At 48.6% G+C, this 16,293-nt stretch carries 15 protein-coding genes; 5 read left to right on the top strand and 10 right to left on the bottom strand.

The features are described from left to right. Positions 1-5: 5 nt before the first annotated feature. Positions 6-1,199: a phosphopentomutase gene (locus IC21_RS01120; protein ID WP_029141859.1), complete on the bottom strand. Its 1,194-nt coding sequence runs from the start codon at positions 1,197-1,199 to the stop codon at positions 6-8. Positions 1,200-1,652: 453 nt separating this feature from the next. Next, on the bottom strand, positions 1,653-2,606 hold the full coding sequence (gene deoR, locus IC21_RS01115) for a DNA-binding transcriptional repressor DeoR (protein ID WP_029141860.1): 954 nt from the start codon (positions 2,604-2,606) through the stop codon (positions 1,653-1,655). Positions 2,607-2,932: 326 nt separating this feature from the next. Between deoR and deoD the strand changes: the two genes are divergently transcribed. From deoD to IC21_RS01095, 3 genes are all read left to right on the top strand, one after another. Next, positions 2,933-3,634: a purine-nucleoside phosphorylase gene (gene deoD, locus IC21_RS01110; protein WP_013860540.1), complete on the top strand. Its 702-nt coding sequence runs from the start codon at positions 2,933-2,935 to the stop codon at positions 3,632-3,634. 307 nt (positions 3,635-3,941) lie between these two features. Then, positions 3,942-5,141 carry a NupC/NupG family nucleoside CNT transporter gene (locus tag IC21_RS01105; RefSeq protein WP_029141861.1) on the top strand — a complete coding sequence of 400 codons (1,200 nt, stop codon included), beginning with the start codon at positions 3,942-3,944 and terminating at the stop codon, positions 5,139-5,141. A gap of 342 nt (positions 5,142-5,483) precedes the next feature. After that, positions 5,484-6,809 carry an NCS2 family permease gene (locus tag IC21_RS01095; RefSeq protein WP_029141863.1) on the top strand — a complete coding sequence of 442 codons (1,326 nt, stop codon included), beginning with the start codon at positions 5,484-5,486 and terminating at the stop codon, positions 6,807-6,809. Positions 6,810-7,079: 270 nt separating this feature from the next. Here the strand turns inward: IC21_RS01095 and pcp are convergent, their stop codons facing one another. The 6 genes from pcp to pxpB all read right to left on the bottom strand — a co-directional run bounded on the left by pcp (position 7,080) and on the right by pxpB (position 12,283). Further along, positions 7,080-7,727, bottom strand: a complete 648-nt coding sequence (gene pcp, locus IC21_RS01090; RefSeq protein ID WP_029141864.1) for a pyroglutamyl-peptidase I — start codon at positions 7,725-7,727, stop codon at positions 7,080-7,082. A 92-nt stretch (positions 7,728-7,819) separates the two neighbouring features. Next, positions 7,820-8,773 (bottom strand): DUF979 domain-containing protein, encoded by a 954-nt coding sequence (locus IC21_RS01085; RefSeq protein WP_029141865.1) that lies wholly within the window; start codon positions 8,771-8,773, stop codon positions 7,820-7,822. Continuing rightward, complete coding sequence (locus tag IC21_RS01080) at positions 8,770-9,459, bottom strand: DUF969 domain-containing protein (protein WP_029141866.1); 690 nt, start codon at positions 9,457-9,459, stop codon at positions 8,770-8,772. The genes IC21_RS01085 and IC21_RS01080 overlap by 4 nt, the downstream gene beginning before the upstream one ends. Before the next feature lie 367 nt (positions 9,460-9,826). Next, positions 9,827-10,594 (bottom strand): LamB/YcsF family protein, encoded by a 768-nt coding sequence (locus IC21_RS01075; protein WP_029141867.1) that lies wholly within the window; start codon positions 10,592-10,594, stop codon positions 9,827-9,829. Further along, positions 10,581-11,579: a 5-oxoprolinase subunit C family protein gene (locus IC21_RS01070; protein WP_029141868.1), complete on the bottom strand. Its 999-nt coding sequence runs from the start codon at positions 11,577-11,579 to the stop codon at positions 10,581-10,583. The genes IC21_RS01075 and IC21_RS01070 overlap by 14 nt, the downstream gene beginning before the upstream one ends. Further along, complete coding sequence (pxpB, locus tag IC21_RS01065) at positions 11,576-12,283, bottom strand: 5-oxoprolinase subunit PxpB (protein ID WP_017554682.1); 708 nt, start codon at positions 12,281-12,283, stop codon at positions 11,576-11,578. Before pxpB ends, IC21_RS01070 begins: the two co-directional genes overlap by 4 nt. Positions 12,284-13,039: 756 nt before the next feature. Between pxpB and IC21_RS01060 the strand changes: the two genes are divergently transcribed. Continuing rightward, the gene (locus IC21_RS01060) at positions 13,040-14,245 is read left to right on the top strand and encodes an MFS transporter (RefSeq protein WP_029141869.1); all 1,206 of its coding nucleotides are present in this window, start codon (positions 13,040-13,042) and stop codon (positions 14,243-14,245) included. A 15-nt stretch (positions 14,246-14,260) separates the two neighbouring features. Beyond that, complete coding sequence (locus IC21_RS01055; protein WP_029141870.1) at positions 14,261-14,710, top strand: OsmC family protein; 450 nt, start codon at positions 14,261-14,263, stop codon at positions 14,708-14,710. 198 nt (positions 14,711-14,908) lie between these two features. On the opposite strand, the gene IC21_RS01050 is transcribed toward IC21_RS01055, so the two are convergent. Together IC21_RS01050 and IC21_RS01045 are read right to left on the bottom strand one after the other, a co-directional pair. Next, entirely contained in the window at positions 14,909-15,631 is a 723-nt protein-coding gene (locus tag IC21_RS01050; protein ID WP_019721589.1) for an amino acid ABC transporter ATP-binding protein, read from the bottom strand. Continuing rightward, on the bottom strand, positions 15,624-16,283 hold the full coding sequence (locus tag IC21_RS01045) for an amino acid ABC transporter permease (protein WP_029141871.1): 660 nt from the start codon (positions 16,281-16,283) through the stop codon (positions 15,624-15,626). The genes IC21_RS01050 and IC21_RS01045 overlap by 8 nt, the downstream gene beginning before the upstream one ends. Between the last annotated feature and the right edge of the window lie 10 nt (positions 16,284-16,293).

Genomic DNA, 16,293 nt, shown 5'->3' with positions numbered 1-16,293 from the left:
TCTTTTCAGCATAGTTCGTTCAAAAAGCTGGTCCCGATTTTGGGCGCGCGGACACCGAAGTTCTCTGCGACCGTTGCGCCGAGATCGGCAAACGTCTGCCTTACAGGAAGGGCGCGGCCTTCTTTAAAACGCGGGGAGTAGACAAGCAGCGGCACGAATTCCCGTGTATGGTCCGTTCCTTTAAACGCCGGGTCGTTTCCGTGGTCAGCTGTAATAATCAGTAAATCTTCTTCCGACAGTTCCGGCAGCACTTCATCCAGCCGTTTGTCAAACGCTTCAATCGCTTGTCCGTAACGGATCGGATCACGGCGGTGGCCGTATTTCGCGTCAAAGTCGACAAGGTTTGTAAAACAGAGGCCGTGGAACGGTTTTTTCAGTTCGTCCACTAATTTATCCATGCCGTCCATATTGCTTTCCGTGTGGAATCCTTTTGTAATCCCGTGACCGCTGAATATGTCGTTGATTTTGCCGATGGCGATGGAATCCAGCCCGCTGTCTTTGATAAAATCCATCACAGTTTCTTCCGGTGGTTCCAGTGTAAAATCTTTCCGGTTGGATGTTCTTGTAAAATTATCGGCGGACGTTCCGACATACGGCCTTGCAATGACGCGCCCGATCCGGTAAGGCTCATCAATCGTCAGCCCCCGCACATATTCGCAGATTTTGTACAATTCTTCAAGCGGGATGATTTCTTCATGGGCCGCAATCTGGAGAACAGAATCCCCGGAAGTATACACAATCAGCTCCCCTGTCTCCATTTGTCTTTCACCGAACTGCTTAATGATTTCCGTGCCGCTTGCCGGTTTGTTCCAAAGCACTTTGCGGCCGCTGAAATCCTCGATTTTTTTTATCAATTCATCCGGGAAACCTTCCGGAAACGTGTGCAGCGGGCTTGTGACAGGAAGGCCCATCATTTCCCAGTGTCCGTCCATGCTGTCTTTCCCTGCAGAAATTTCCTGCATTTTGGTGAAGAAAGCTTTCGGATGCTCCTGAACCGGCACCCCAACGAGCGGATTTTCTGGACGGATATTGGACAATCCCATCGCTGCCATATTCGGGACGTTGAGCCCGTTCATTTTTTCGGCAATATGGCCGAGTGTGTCGCACCCTTCATCGCCGTACTTTTCTGCATCGGGCGCTTCTCCAATTCCGACCGAATCCAGTACAATAATCGATACTCTTTTAAATTTTTCTGCCATCATTGTTCTCTCCTTTATGCCAAAACATGGTTTGAAAACTCACTTGCCTCATTTGCTGGTACTACTCAGGCACCCCGTTGTGAAAACAGAATGACAGCCACATTGAAAGGTTTACTTGAAAAAACGGTTGGCCGGCAGGCAGCAAGGAAGACCCGGAAAACGCGGTAAATATTTTTACCTGCTGTAATCGCTTCCTTTCGCCCCCATCATAGCCCTCTGTTTTTTCTTTGTCAATATCTGGGACACAGCGATATTGGGGGCGCCTGTTTTTTCGTGCGTGGCGTCCATTCAGGATTGGCTTTATTGCAAGCCGGCAATCTGGAAAATCCAGCCAATCAGCACACCCGTTTTCCGCGGACCTTTTATCCCGGCATTTGTATTGCACTATGTTGCTTGGCTATCACAATGCAGGAAACCGCATGCCTGTTTTCTTCTTTTACCGGAACCCCTACTTTATCCCTGTTCCATGCCCAGCAATTGTTTGGCGGTATGTTGATCGGTAATCAATACATTTGCATAGCCGGCTGTAAGTGCCGTATGGGCAGGAAGGACTTTCCGCCTGCCGCCCGCAACGAGGATGGACCATTCTTTTTTGCGCAGTTCCGCAAGTTCAATACTCACCGTCCGCCTGTCAATCGACGTGTCGCATATCTTTCCATTTCGGTCTATAAACCGTGAGCACACATCCCCGACCGCTTTTTCCATCAGTTTTTCTTTTTCTGCTTCGGTAAAATAACCGAGCTTAAACAGCAAGGCCTCTTCATCTGCAGCCCCGACCGTAAAAATGGCTGCCTGGGCTTCCCTGCCTTTCTCTATAATTTTTTGGATGGATTGATCTTGCATGACGATTTCCATGGCTTCCGCCTTTTCAAACAACAGCGGCGACGGAAAATAGACAGGGAGCGTCTGCAGGGCATTGCCGAAAAGCATTAACGTTTCCCATGCGTACGTGTTTACATGCGAGAAACTCGTCCCGCCTTTTAACTGTACCACTTCTGCCCCTTTTACATGCATTTTCGGAAGTTTTGCCGCGACCTCATAGATGGTCGATCCCCAGCTGATGCCGATACTCATACCGTTTCGGATCAACCCGCTTAAATACTCGGCCGCCCGGATGCTCACATAATGCAGAATGGTTGCCGGATCTGATGCAGGTGAAAACGCGACACACGCCTCTTTCAGGCGGTATTTTTCGGCCAGCTGCTGCTCGAGTTGCTGCAAATCCACGAAAGGGTCCGCAATTTTAATTTGCACATATCCTTTTTCTCTCGCGTATTGCAGCAATCTGGAAACCGTCGGGCGTGATATTTTCAAATGTTCAGATATCTCTTGCTGGCTGTAGTTCAATTGATAATAGAGCTCTGCCACTTCAATGCTTAACTTGCTTTTCTCCATTTCTTTCTTCATCAGGTTCCCCTCCCCGGCCTGACACGAAAATGGCGCTTTGTGTAAAATTTTTTTGGAAAATCGTGCAGCGCGGCAGCATGGCTTGGCATGCAAACATGCAGCAGCCCTTTCTGCCTTTATTTTAACCATTCTTCTTTTCATTTGGCAATCGGGTTTGTGAAATTATTTTCATGTCCGCGTTTACAAAATTTTTCGGGCGTGTTATATTGGCACTAGAATTCAAGATGCATCTTGGTTTGACTATCTTTTCACCTTTTTCAACAATTCAGGCATGCTGCATCCGGCCATTTTTACGGATGACAATTTCAGTAAAGGAGCATCATAAAATGAGCACACATATTGGCGCAAAACAAGGCGAGATTGCTGACACGATCCTGTTGCCGGGAGACCCGCTCAGGGCGAAGTATATTGCGGAAAATTTCCTTGAGAACGCGGTATGCTATAACGAAGTGAGAAATATGTTCGGATTTACGGGAACGTATAAAGGCAAAAAAGTATCGGTCCAAGGCACAGGCATGGGCATTCCTTCCATTTCGATTTATATCACGGAACTGATGAAGGATTACGGTGTGCAAAATTTAATTCGTGTCGGGACATGCGGCGGCATTCAAAAAGATGTCAAAATCCGCGATGTCATTCTAGCCATGGGGGCATCGACCGACTCCCAAATCAACCGGAAAATTTTCGGTGCAATGGATTACGCACCGCTGGCAAATTTTGACTTGCTGAAAAGCGCATACGAAAGCGGCGTGGAAAAAGGATTGAATTTGAAAGCCGGCAATGTGTTCAGTGCAGATTTATTCTATGATGACTACGCTGACCACGAAAAATGGGCACAATACGGCATTTTGGCCGTAGAAATGGAAACTGCAGCCCTTTACACGCTGGCAGCCAAATATGGCAGAAAAGCACTGGCAATTTTAACGGTCAGCGACCACCTGTTAACAGGGGAAGCGACAACGGCCGAAGAACGCCAGACTACATTCAATGACATGATCCGCGTTGCTTTAGATGCTGCTGTAAAGTAAGCAAAAAATGTTGCCGGCCGGTTTATCGGCCGGCTCTTCTTTTTCCCGGAATCTATTGCCCTTCCTGGTTTTTCTTCCCTTTCCTGTAAACTGAAAATTTAATCTTTGAAAATAATTTTATGTTTGCGTTTATAATTGTTCAATTCAGTGTTATATTCACTTTGTGAAACAGAACACAGCCACCATGTTTTTGTATGATTTTTTTCCGGTTACATTTGAAGTTTCAGATGTAACCGGAAGCGTACAAGGGACATGCTGAAAGCTTCATAAATGTTTTGTTTATCTTAATGGAAAGAAGGTCTGTGCCATGTTCGGATATTTGCTTCTCAACATCGTTGGCATTTTGGTATTTATTGGCGTCGCTTATTTATTGTCAAAGGATAGAAAGAATATTCATTGGAAATCCATTTCCGTGATGGTTATTCTCAATATTTTCCTGGCCTGGTTTTTAATCCGTTTTCCGGTAGGGCGCGCCATGGTGCATGGGGCAGCATACGGTTTTAACTGGCTCGTGCAGACGGCTTACGACGGCATCGGGTTTGCATTTTCCAGCTGGGTGCATGTCAAACAAATGGACTTTTTCGTCAGTGCGTTGCTTCCGATCCTGCTCGTCGTTCCTTTATTTGACATTTTAACTTATTTCAATGTATTGCCTTGGATTATCGGCAAACTCGGATGGATTTTGTCCAAAATTACCGGCCAGCCGAAATTCGAGTCGTTTTTTTCTGTTGAAATGATGTTTCTGGGCAATACGGAAGCGTTGGCGGTTTCCAGCCTGCAAATTAAAAAGAACAGCCCGGAGCGGAATTTAACGCTGGCGATGATGTCGATGAGCTGCATTACCGCGGCTATTGTCGGGGCCTATACACAAATGGTGCCGGGACAGTTTGTGCTCTCTGCAATTCCGCTCAATATTATCAACGCCATTATTGTGGTCAACATCCTGAACCCTGTAAAGATAGATCCGGATGAAGATAAAGTGGTGGAAGTCAAAAGAGAAGAAAAAGAACCTTTCTTTTCTTTCCTTGGCGACTCCATTCTGGCAGCGGGCAAATTGATTTTGATCATTGCCGCTTCTGTTATCGCTTTTGTCGCACTTGCCGCATTGATTGACAAACTTCTGATGCTCATAGCCCCTTGGCTGACACTGGAATCGATTTTGGGCATCATCTTGTTCCCGTTCAGCTTTTTGCTCGGGCTGCCGGCAGACCAGGCTTTCCATATGGCACAATATATGGGGACAAAGCTGGTTACCAATGAATTTGTCGTAATGGGTGAAATTGCGCCAAAAGTCAATACGTTCGCACCGCATTTCCGCGCCGTCCTTTGCACGTTCCTGATTTCTTTTGCGAACTTCTCGACGCTGGGGATGGTGATCGGCGCGTTTAAAGATTTGTCGGACAAGGCCACCGTCAACCATATTTCGAAAAATGCAGGCTATTTAATCCTTTCCGGTATCCTTGTCTCACTCATGAGCGCCGGCCTTGTCGGTTTGTTTGTATGGTGATAGGATGATCATGTGTAAAATTTTCCCTGAAAACAGGGCGCTTCGTTCCGGAAGAATAAATATAAAAAAATCCGTGCACCCTTCCTGTTCGCGGTGGGTGCACGGAAAATGGCGGAAAGGCCGTTAAAAACGCGGACTACTCTCTATCTGATGCCCGGGCGGAATAGGACGGAAGGCAAAGAAGCGCCGTTTTTTCCGCCCCGTTGCTGATTTTTTTCATCTTTCCGCTGTTTGATAAAATCAGTTTCTGTCTGTTCATGCCGGCGGGAGGTGTAGCAAACATCCCGTTCAAAACAGGGCGGTTGCCAATAGAACATACAAATAAAAAGGGAATGAATCAAAATGTCTCATCACCAGCTCTATCATGATCGCACGCTGTCTTCCGGCCGGCCATCCTTATGGCAGGCCTTTTCTGATAAATCCATTGTAAAAAGGGAAATCACAGCCGGAATAACCGGTTTTTTTGCCATTTCGTATATCATCATTGTGAATCCGATGATTTTGGCGGATGCCGGGATTCCCGTCAACTTGAGTGTATTTGCCACCATTTTATCTTCCGTGGTTGGCTGCCTGATTATGGGGTTTTGGGCAAATGCACCCATCATCCTGACGCCCGGAATGGGAGTCAATGCCTTTTTTACGTATACGATTGTGGTCAATATGGGATTGTCATGGCAACAAGCGCTTGCGATTTCCATGCTGGCCAGTGTGCTGTATATGCTTGTGGCTTTTACAAAACTGGGCACAGTGTTATCGGCGGCCATCCCGGCTTCCTTAAAAACCGGCATTACAGTCGGAATCGGGTTGTTTCTTGTTGAAATCGGGCTGGAAAAGGCATCTTTGATCCAGCCGGGGAAAGCTTCATTAATCGAACTCGCCTCTCTCACCAATCCGAATGTCCTTCTTTTCTTGTTCGGCCTTTTTGTCAACTTGATGCTTTTTATCAAAAAAGTTAACGGCGGATTTTTGATCGGCATTGCAGTGACAGCTATTGCCGGCATCCTGTTTGGCATCCGCGGCAGCGAATCCGCGCATGTGTCCTTATCCAATTTTACGGGCTATGGCGCGATTGTTGGGAAAGGGGATTTCTCACACCTGCTTTCTCTCCCGTTTTTGCTTGCAGTCTTTTCCATGTCGATGATCCTTATTTTTGAATCGATGGGCATGCTGGAAGGAATCCTCCCTGATAAAAGGAATTTCAAACGGACTTTCGAAGGGAGTGCTGCGACAAGCTTGATTTCGGGTATATTGGGCACAAGCCCGACCGTTGCCGCTGCAGAAAGCGCGGCCGGAATCGAAAGCGGCGGCAGAACGGGGATCATGGCGGTAACAGCAGGCATTCTGTTTGCCTTATCGCTTTTCTTTACGCCGCTGTTGGGTTATATTCCGCAGGCTGCCATTGCGCCGATTATCTTCATTACCGGCGCAATCATGATGCAGCAGTTAAAAGACCTTCATTTCGATGATTTCAGCAGCTGGTTTCCGGCATTTTTGATCATCGTGCTGATTCCTTTTACGTCCAGTATTTCCACCGGCCTTTCTTTTGGTTTTGTAGCTTGGCCCGTTCTGAAAATCCTGGAAGGGAAGGCAAAAACATTGCACCCTGTAATGATTTTATTAGGGGCTTTATTTCTGATCAACTTGATCTGCAGTGCTTTATTACAATAGGAAGAAAGGCGAAAAACCCGTCAGGAAATGAACTTTCCAGGCGGTTTTTTTGAGGCGCCGCGATGCCGCGGGAGAACATTTCGGATAGGAAAATTCCTGGAAAATCAAACAGTGTCCCGCAAGCCGGCTGGCAGCGGGACACTGTTTGATTTGCTACAATTTTTCTCCGTTTGTTGCACGCTGACGATCATTGCCCTGCCCAGACACCCCTGTTGAAAACATTTCTGACTGCAGCCCATGCCGTTTTGCCCTTCATCCGTTCGCCCCGTCTTAATGCAGGGCTCCGCCTGTTTCCACCAGATCTTTTTCGGTCGTGGCGGAGACGGAAACAGCAATTTCAAGCGCTTTGACGATCGTTTCAAGGGACATGCTTGGAGCGCCTGTTTCGGTTGTTTGTTCCGGAATATAAGGCACATGGATAAAACCTGCGCGGGCCGATATGTTGTTTTTTGCCAGATGGTGCATGACGCCGTAAAACAGGTGGTTACAGACAAATGTGCCTGCTGTGTTGGAGACAGCAGCCGGGATTCCCGCCTCCCGCAGCTGCCTCGTGATCGTTTTAATCGGCAGCGTCGACCAATAAGCCGCGGGGCCGTCCGCTGCAATCGGGTCGTCAATGGGCTGATTGTGCTGATTGTCCGGGATGCGGGCATCATCGATATTTATCGCCACACGTTCCGGCGTGATTTGCGTGCGCCCCCCTGCCTGCCCGACGCAAATGACAACATCGGGCTTTTCGCGTTCAATGGCCTCAGCAGCGATCCGGATCGATTCGTGAAATACGGTCGGCACTTGCTGCGTGACGATACGAGTACCATCCATATTTTTTCCGTCCAATTGCTTGATGGCTTCCAGGGCAGGGTTTACTTTATCCCCGCCAAAAGGATCAAAACCGGTTAAGAGTACTTTTTTCTCCATTTTCCTCTCCTTCAATAAAGTGCAATGATCTCTCGTTTAATCTCGTATTCTCCAAATTTCAAATGGATATAAGCAGGGTAAGGCCCAGCCTCCTATTTGACTAACAGATACATCAATACAATATTAAATGCAAGTGTCAGCAACGCGGTTGGCACTTGTACACGGATGACATGGTTTTTATCTTTTAAATCAAGCAGCGCAGCCGGCACAATATTAAAATTTGCTGCCATCGGAGTCATGAGCGTGCCGCAGTAACCGGCGAACATCGAAAGGGCTGCAATCTGGTCCGCATTGGCACCGAACCGCTCGATCAAAAACGGAATCGCAATCCCGGCCGCCATCACCGGAAAAGCGGCGAACGCATTGCCCATGATCATCGTAAAAAGTGCCATCCCGACACAGAAAACAAACACGACCCAGAAAACCGAATTTTCCGGAATCACTTTTGTAATCAGGCCTGACACCACTGTGCCGACCCCTGCTTTTGTAAAAATGGTACCGAGCGTCGCCAGCATTTGCGGAAGGACAACAGCCCAGCCGATTGCTTCCAAAAGGCGCCGTGATTCTTTAAACGTGGTTTGCGGGCGGCTTTTTGTCAGCATTATTGCGGTAAGGATGGCAATCATACACGCCACGCCGAGCGCGACAAGCGTCGGATTGGAAGGATCCAGCAAAAGACGCGAGCCAATTTTTACATTGGCCAGCAATTTTGAGCCCAATACGGTTAAAACCGGGATCAGTATTGCCGGCAGAAAAAGCTTGTTTCCCAACCGCTTGCGGCTTTTTTCCCGCTCATCCGCACTCACCCCGTTGTAGCTTCCCTTTTGCAGGCCGCCAAATGCGACAATTGCCACCATGGCAAGCACCATTAACCCGGTGTAAAAAGGCGGGATCACTTTTCCAAGCAAGAGTGTAACGGCATAAATCAGGTAAAAAAGGCCGGACGGGATGCGCCTGCTGTTTGCCTGATCAAAAAAAGTGTAGGCAGAGCAGAAAAAGCAAACGATTCCCATGATGATATAAATCCACTCAGTTGAAATGATCATTTTTCCACATCCTTGCTTCCGGTTTTTCCAAGCTTGCGGTCCAGTTTCCGGTCAAAGAGGCGGAGCCGGATGGAATGGACGATAAATACAAATATGGCTGTCGGCAACCCCCAAAGCGCCATCGAAATCGGATCCGCTTTAATGCCGTTTTGGTCAAAAAATCCTTTCATTAAAAGAATGGCGCCGACCGCAACAAAGATATCTTCTCCGAAAAACAGGCCGATATTATCGGCAGCAGCCGCCTGGGCACGGATTTCTTCTCTGTCTTCTTCCGGAACATCGCCGTATTTTGCTTCCGCCGCCCCTTCAGCCATCGGTGCAATGAGCGGCCGCACTGTCTGCGGGTGCCCGCCGAGGCTGTTCAGGCCGAGCGCTGCGGCAATTTCACGGATCAGCAGATAAAACGTGAGGATTTTACCGGCCGTTGCTGCTTTGATTTTGGAAACGAGATGTTTCGCCTGTTCCTGCAACCCGCTTCTTTCCAAAAGGCCGATCACCGGCAAGGTAATAATTAAGATGGACATATAGCGGTTTGTTGTAAAAGCTTCCCCGAATTGCGTAATCAGTTGTTTCAGCGGGAGGCCCGCGATCAATCCGGTGACAAGGCCCGAAACGGTCACAACGACCAGCGGGTTAAATCTGAGTGCAAATCCAATGATAATCAGTACAACACCGATCAATACCATACCCGTTCACTCCTTTTCTATATACAGATATCCCCCGCCCCTACTTTTTGTTCTGTAATCTTTAAGGCGGGGGAATTCACACGTGATGGGAAAATGTATAATTTCAATCTGCAGCAGTTCCGCGGTGATTTGGTGAACCAATCGGGCATATGCCGCTGTGCTGCTTGTTTTCTGCCAGCAGTTGGTTGGGACCGGCTTTGCGAGGGATGGTTATGAATGTTTAACCCTTACAGACTCACAAATATATTGGCCGTATGCATTGGACCGGTTTTACGCGGAGAGACTGCAATTTTTCGGGATAAGCCGTTGTGCTGCTTTCCTCCCATTCCAAGGGTGGCGGTCGGAATTCCAGTTGGCGCCACCCTGTTCAGCTCAAATGGCTGATTTTTTCTATCTTGATTCCTTCCCGTTCAAGCGACTGGCGGATAAATTCCGCGAATGCAAGCGCCTGTCTGCCGTCGCCATGGATACAGATTGTATCCGCACGGACGCTGACATCTTCTCCTTGCACGGAGGTGACCACGCCTTCTTTGATCATCCGGATCACCTGTTTTGCCGCCGTTTCACGGTCTTCAATCAAGGCATTCGGTTCGCGCCGCGGTGTCAAAGAGCCATCTTGTTGATAAGTCCGGTCGGCAAAAACTTCGCTCGCCGTCTTTAAGCCGGCTTTCTCTCCGGCTTTCACAAGTTCCGAGCCGGCAAGCCCGAATAAAATCAAGCCGGGGCTGACGTCATAAACCGCCTCCGCAATGGCTTCGGCCAGGTTTGGATCTTTGGCTGCCATATTGTAAAGTGCGCCGTGCGGTTTTACATGCCGGACGGTACTTCCTTCCGCTTTTGCAAACGCAGCAAGGGCACCGACCTGGTAGATGGTCATATCATAAGCCTCTTGCGGGGAAATTTGCATATTCCGGCGCCCGAACCCCATCAAATCCGGGAGCCCGGGGTGCGCGCCGATCCCAATCCCTTTTTCAGCCGCCATCCGGACCGTTTTCCGCATCACAGCCGGATCGCCGGCGTGAAAACCGCACGCAATATTGGCGGAAGTGACCAAATCCAGTATTTCTTCATCTCTCCCAATGGTATAGGCACCAAAACTTTCGCCCATATCACAGTTCAGATCAACGCTCAGCATGCGTGCCCCTCCTTCTCGCCTGATAGGCAATTGTTGCCTTCAACATGCGAATTTGTTTTTCTCTTTCTATATAAAGCAACTGTGCTTCCTGCAACGTTATTTTTTTGAACCTGAGCTTATCACCCGGCTTCAGCTGGGCGAGTAACGGCAAATCTACAAAAGCAACCTGGGCGATTTTCGGATATCCCCCTGTCGTTTGCCGGTCTGCCAACAGGACAATCGGCTCCCCGCCGGACGGCACCTGGATGGTTCCAAAGCTGACACTTTCAGATAACATCTCCTGCGCCGCTTTTACCGCCAGTTTCGGACCTTCGAGGCGGTACCCCATCCGGTCGGAATTTTGCGAAAGGCGGTATGGTTCATGGAAAAATGTTTCAATACTTTCTGCGGCAAATAAATCGTGATGGCGGCCCGGAATGACCCGGATCGTTGGAAACGGACTGTAATCCGGCAGCATGTTTTTCGATACAGACCATGCCGGCGGGTATTCAAGAGATGCAGCCAGTTGCCTGGAGACTTCCCCGGGAGTCCCGGTTTCGAGCACATCGCCCGCCTGGAGCGCCCTGCCGTTGAAACCGCCTATCCTTGCGCGCAAATAAGTTGACTTGCTTTTCAGCACTTCCGGAACAGATATCCCGCCGGCCACTGCCAAATAGACGCGGCAGCCGGTCCCGCCCTGCCTCAGTCTGAGTTCACTGCCGCTTTTCACTTTCACGGGGCGCCATAGCCCGACCGGTTTCCCGTCCAAAACAGCATGGAACCCGCTGCCGCAAATGGCAATCAGTGTATCGTTCTGAAACTCCAGCACCGGCCCTGTGAGCGTAATTTCCAGTGTTGCTTCATTTTCCGGATTGCCGACAAGCAAGTTTGCGACTCTGTGGGCAAAAGCATCCATTGCCCCGCTTTGGACAACCCCGTATTTTTGGTAGTGCCGCCCGAGATCCTGCACCGTTGTCAGCATGCCCGGTTTGATGATTTTAATCATGACGGCATCTTCTCCAGTTCCTGGTATTCTTCAAGGCTCACCGGCCGGAAGCGGATTTTGTCGCCCGCTTGCAGGAGGCTTGGCCCATCCCGGTCCGGCCGGAACAGTTTGACAGGGGTCCGGCCGATGATTTGCCAGCCGCCGGGTGTTTCGATCGGATAAATCCCGGTTTGTTTCCCGGCGATTCCGACCGATCTTTCCGGTATTTTGAGCCTCGGCGTTTTTTTCCTTGGCGCTGCGATTTTTTCAGGCATGCCGCCGATATAAGGAAAACCTGGTGCAAATCCGATCATGTATACGGTGTAGTCGCCGGAAGCATGGATGCGGATCACTTCTTCAGGCGTAAGGCCGTTGATGCGGGCAACATTTTCGAGATCCGGCCCGAATTTGCCGCCGTAGCATACCGGGATATCGACTGTGCGCGGTTCCGGGATAAATGTAGGCTGCGCTTTTTCAAGAAGCCGGGTGAAATAGCGGGATACATATCTGTAGGGATATTCGCCAAATTTTGCATAAACTTTGAAAGGGTCATACAGAACGGTGACTGTTGTGTAGGCGGGAATATATTCAATCATCCACGCAGGCGCCGCTTTTTCGATTAATGAAACGATCGCCCGGATTTTCCTGTGGTTTGCAAGGCTGATTTCTTTCCCTGCTTCAATCAGGATTGCGCCGTCGCCTTCCGGAAACAATTGAAAATCCATATAGACGCCTCCATCCTATTATTCATTTAAAGATTATTATCATATAATAACAAATGTTTTCTATTTTGTCACTGGAAAAAACCTGTCCGGCAATGTACACCGTTTCGTTTTGATTTGCCGCAAAGAAATAATAGCAGTTGGCAGCTTTAACGTTTTTCAATTCCATTTCTTAAACCGCGCGACTGTATTCGGTTTCAAGATTGTTTTTTTTAAAATTCATCTGCTGAACCAATTACGGGAAGTTTGCAGATTGAATAGACGTGCTGATCGGGTTTTGCCCTACGAGAATGCTATTTTAAGATAATTTAGCAAAGTCTTTCTATTTTTAACTATTCACTTGGTAAACTTTTATATTTCTAAATATACACCGGAATAAAGGAATAAGGCAACAATTGCGTATGTTTTGTTTCCCGCCATGTTGAAGCAGCGGGCTGCATGCCTTGTTCTGAACATGCACTGTTGTTCGGATGGCGCTGCGTTAAAAATGCACGAGGGCTATCCTGCGCTCTCTGCTGCATAGGCGTCTGGGCTGAAAAATTGCGTCGGTCGATTTTCAGACTTTTATGCGTGCTGCATTCTTTGCAGTATGGTGGTGCGTGGGGCACCCTATAGCGTGCATCATGTCAGGTGTAAGGTGCGGAGGGACGTGAACGGCTCCCTTTATTTCTGGTATAGAAACACATTGAATATTCTTGCTGAAACGTTCTATAATGAAGTTACCTGTTTTTGTATGTTAGAAATGGGGGGGTACTTCCTTTGGATAAACCGAAATTGTGGACGAAAGACTTCATTATGATTTCTTCCACAAATTTTTTTACGCACGTTGTATTTTACTTGTTAATGACCAGTATTGCCATGTATGTCATAACCGCCTACCATGCAAGCCAGGGGATGGCAGGGCTTGCGGCGGGAATATTTGTGCTCGCTTCGCTCATTGCACGGTTATTTGCCGGTAAATATTTCGACAAAATCGGCCGCAAGCAGATGCTGGTCAGCGGATTGGTTGTTTTTCTGGCGGTGATGTTGCTTCATTTTAAAGCTGACAGTCTCCTGTTTTTGATGGTTTTGCGCTTTATCCAGGGAGCAATGCACGGCGTGATTACGACAGCGGCCGGCGCCATTGTCGCGGATATCATCCCGAATGAACGGCGCGGGGAAGGCACCGGCTATTATGCGACAAGCATGAATCTAGCGATGGCGATCGGGCCGTTTTTAGGGATTCTGATTACCCGGTTTGCCGATTTTCAGATGATCGTGCTGGTGTCAAGCATCATTGCATTCATCGATCTGATTTCTGCCATTTTGTTATCCGTTCCAAAACCGGCGCCTGCGAATGCACAAGTGAAGGAAATGGCCCGTTTTAAAGTAAAAGATTACTTTGAACCGGCTGCCGTGCCGATTTCAGGTGCAGTTTTTGCGGTTACGCTTGCCTATTCCAGCGTGCTGTCTTTCTTATCTTTGTATGCAAGGGACATTGGACTAACCGGCGCCGCCACTTATTTTTTCCTTGTATATGCGGCAGCGCTCGTCATTACAAGGCCTTTCACAGGCAGATGGTTTGATGAACGCGGGGAAAATGTTGTCGTTTACCCGCTGTTTATTTTGTTAATTGCCGGTTTCGTCCTGCTCAGCCAGGCGCACAGCGGATGGATGCTGCTTTTGTCAGGAGCTTTGATCGGGATCGGCTACGGCACCGTGCAGTCCAGTTTCCAGGCAATTGCCATTCAGCTTTCGCCGCCGAACCGGAAAGCCCTGGCAACTTCGACGTTTTTCATTTTTCTTGACCTGGCAAGCGGATCTGGGCCTTATCTGCTCGGGACAGTTGCCGGTTTGATGGATTTCCGGATGTTGTATCTTGCGGTTTCGGGCTGGGTTGTCCTGTGTATTGCCGTTTATTATGCCGTCCATGGGAGAAAAGCAGCAGCCAGCAAAAACACAACAGCAGCAGAAAGTAAATTTTAACAGGAGGGGTTGCACATGGCAGAACATCACTTTCATTTAAAAGCAGACTGGCCGGGGCTTCGCAATGATACAGGGAACATCGCATGCGGAAATCTGGTGGCAAAAATTTCCATTCCTCCGGAGATGGGCGGTCCGGGTGCCGGCACAAATCCGGACGAAATGTTGCTCGGGGCTGCCGCAACATGTTATATCATTACGCTGGCGGCGATGATGGAACGCAGCAGCCTGGAGAAAGAAAGTTTGACAATGGCATCAGAAGGGATCGTCGATGTGACCGGCGGCGTATTTACGTATAAAAAGATCATCCACCGGCCGGAAATTGTGCTGAAACCGGGCGCATCCGAGAGCGACGTCCGGCTCGCGCGGAAACTCGCGGAAAAAGCCGAAAAATCATGCATGATCAGCCGGGCCATTCAGGGAAATGTGGAAATGGAGCTTGAAGTTACGGTGAAAATAGCCGGCTGACTGGAACGGCAGGCAACTGTGAAAAAAGAAAAAGGCTGCCCTGCTGTTTGGGAAGCCATTGGAAAAGTGATTTTGCATGTCAGTATACAACATATAGAACGGAAAAAGACGTTGAGGCGGTGTCCCAACGTCTTTTCTTAGCTTTTTTGGGAGCTGCCTTCGTTTCCAGCAGCTCCTTTCGGTGAACAACTGTGTTTTTTACAATACTTTGTCCAAAAAGTCCTGTGCCCGGGTTGTTTTCGGGCGCGAAAAGAATTCATCCGGTGTGCTGTCTTCCAAAATTTTTCCGCCGTCAAGAAACAGGACGCGGTCGGCCACTTCGCGGGCAAAGCCCATTTCGTGTGTGACGATGACCATCGTCATGCCGGTTTGGGCAAGGTCTTTCATGACGTTCAGCACTTCTTTGACCATCTCGGGATCAAGTGCGGATGTCGGTTCGTCAAACAGCATCAGTTTCGGTTCCATCGCCAGCGCGCGCGCAATCGCGACACGCTGCTTCTGCCCGCCGGAAAGGCTGTCCGGATATGCGCCTTCTTTTTCCGTCAGGCCGACTTTTGCCAGCAATTCGCGCGCTTTTGCTTCGGCGGTATGGCGGTTCATCTTCTTTACTTTCATCGGCGCGTAAGTCAGATTGTCCAGCACCTTTTTATGCGGAAAAAGATGAAAGTGCTGGAACACCATTCCAATTTCCGAGCGGACTTTCATTACATTCGTTTTTTTATCGGTGATTTCTTCCCCGTCAATCCAAATCCGCCCTTTTGTCGGCTCCTCCAGGAAATTCAGGCAGCGCAGAAAGGTCGATTTGCCGGATCCGGACGGTCCGATGACAACGACGACTTCCCCTTTTCCGACTTCTGTTGTAATATCTTTTAAAACTTCATTATGCCCGAACTGCTTATGGAGATGTTCGACTTTAATCACTGTATTTCATCTTCCTTTCCACTTGTCTGCCAAGCATGGTGAGGATAAAGACAAGCACCCAGTAAATCGCGGCAACAAACAGCAGCGGTTCAAAATTGTGATACGTTTGCGCGCCGACAACCTGGGCACGGCGCATCAAATCGAGATAACCGATGGTCGATACAAGGGCAGACTCTTTTGTCAGGGAAACAAATTCATTCATCAACGCCGGCAAAATATTTTTCATCGCCTGCGGTAAAATCAAGTCTTTCATCATTAAATAATACGGTACGCCGAGCGCCTGGGCAGCTTCGGTCTGGCCTTTGTCGACCGCCTGGATCCCGGCCCGGATGATTTCCGAAACGTAAGCGGCGGAGTTCAGGCCGAATGCGAGAATTGCGGACGGAAACTGCTGAATATCGTAACCGGTCAGCTGCGGGATGGCAAAATAAATGAGCATCAGCTGCACAATAAGCGGCGTGCCCCGGAAAATCGATGTATAAATATCGCCAATCCATTTTAATGTTTTGATATGTGAAATTTTAAAAAGGGCAAAAATCGTGCCGAGCACGAACCCGAAAAGGATCGCAAAGAATACAAATTTTAAAGTTACCCATATTCCTTTTAAAATAAAAGGAATATAAGGCACAATTTGGCTGAAATCCAAATTCATGCCTTACACC

The sequence above is a fragment of the Heyndrickxia coagulans DSM 1 = ATCC 7050 genome, assembly GCF_000290615.1.
GTDB classification, from domain to species: Bacteria; Bacillota; Bacilli; order Bacillales; family Bacillaceae_C; genus Weizmannia; species Weizmannia coagulans.
This window is presented reverse-complemented; position numbering and strand designations above follow the sequence as displayed.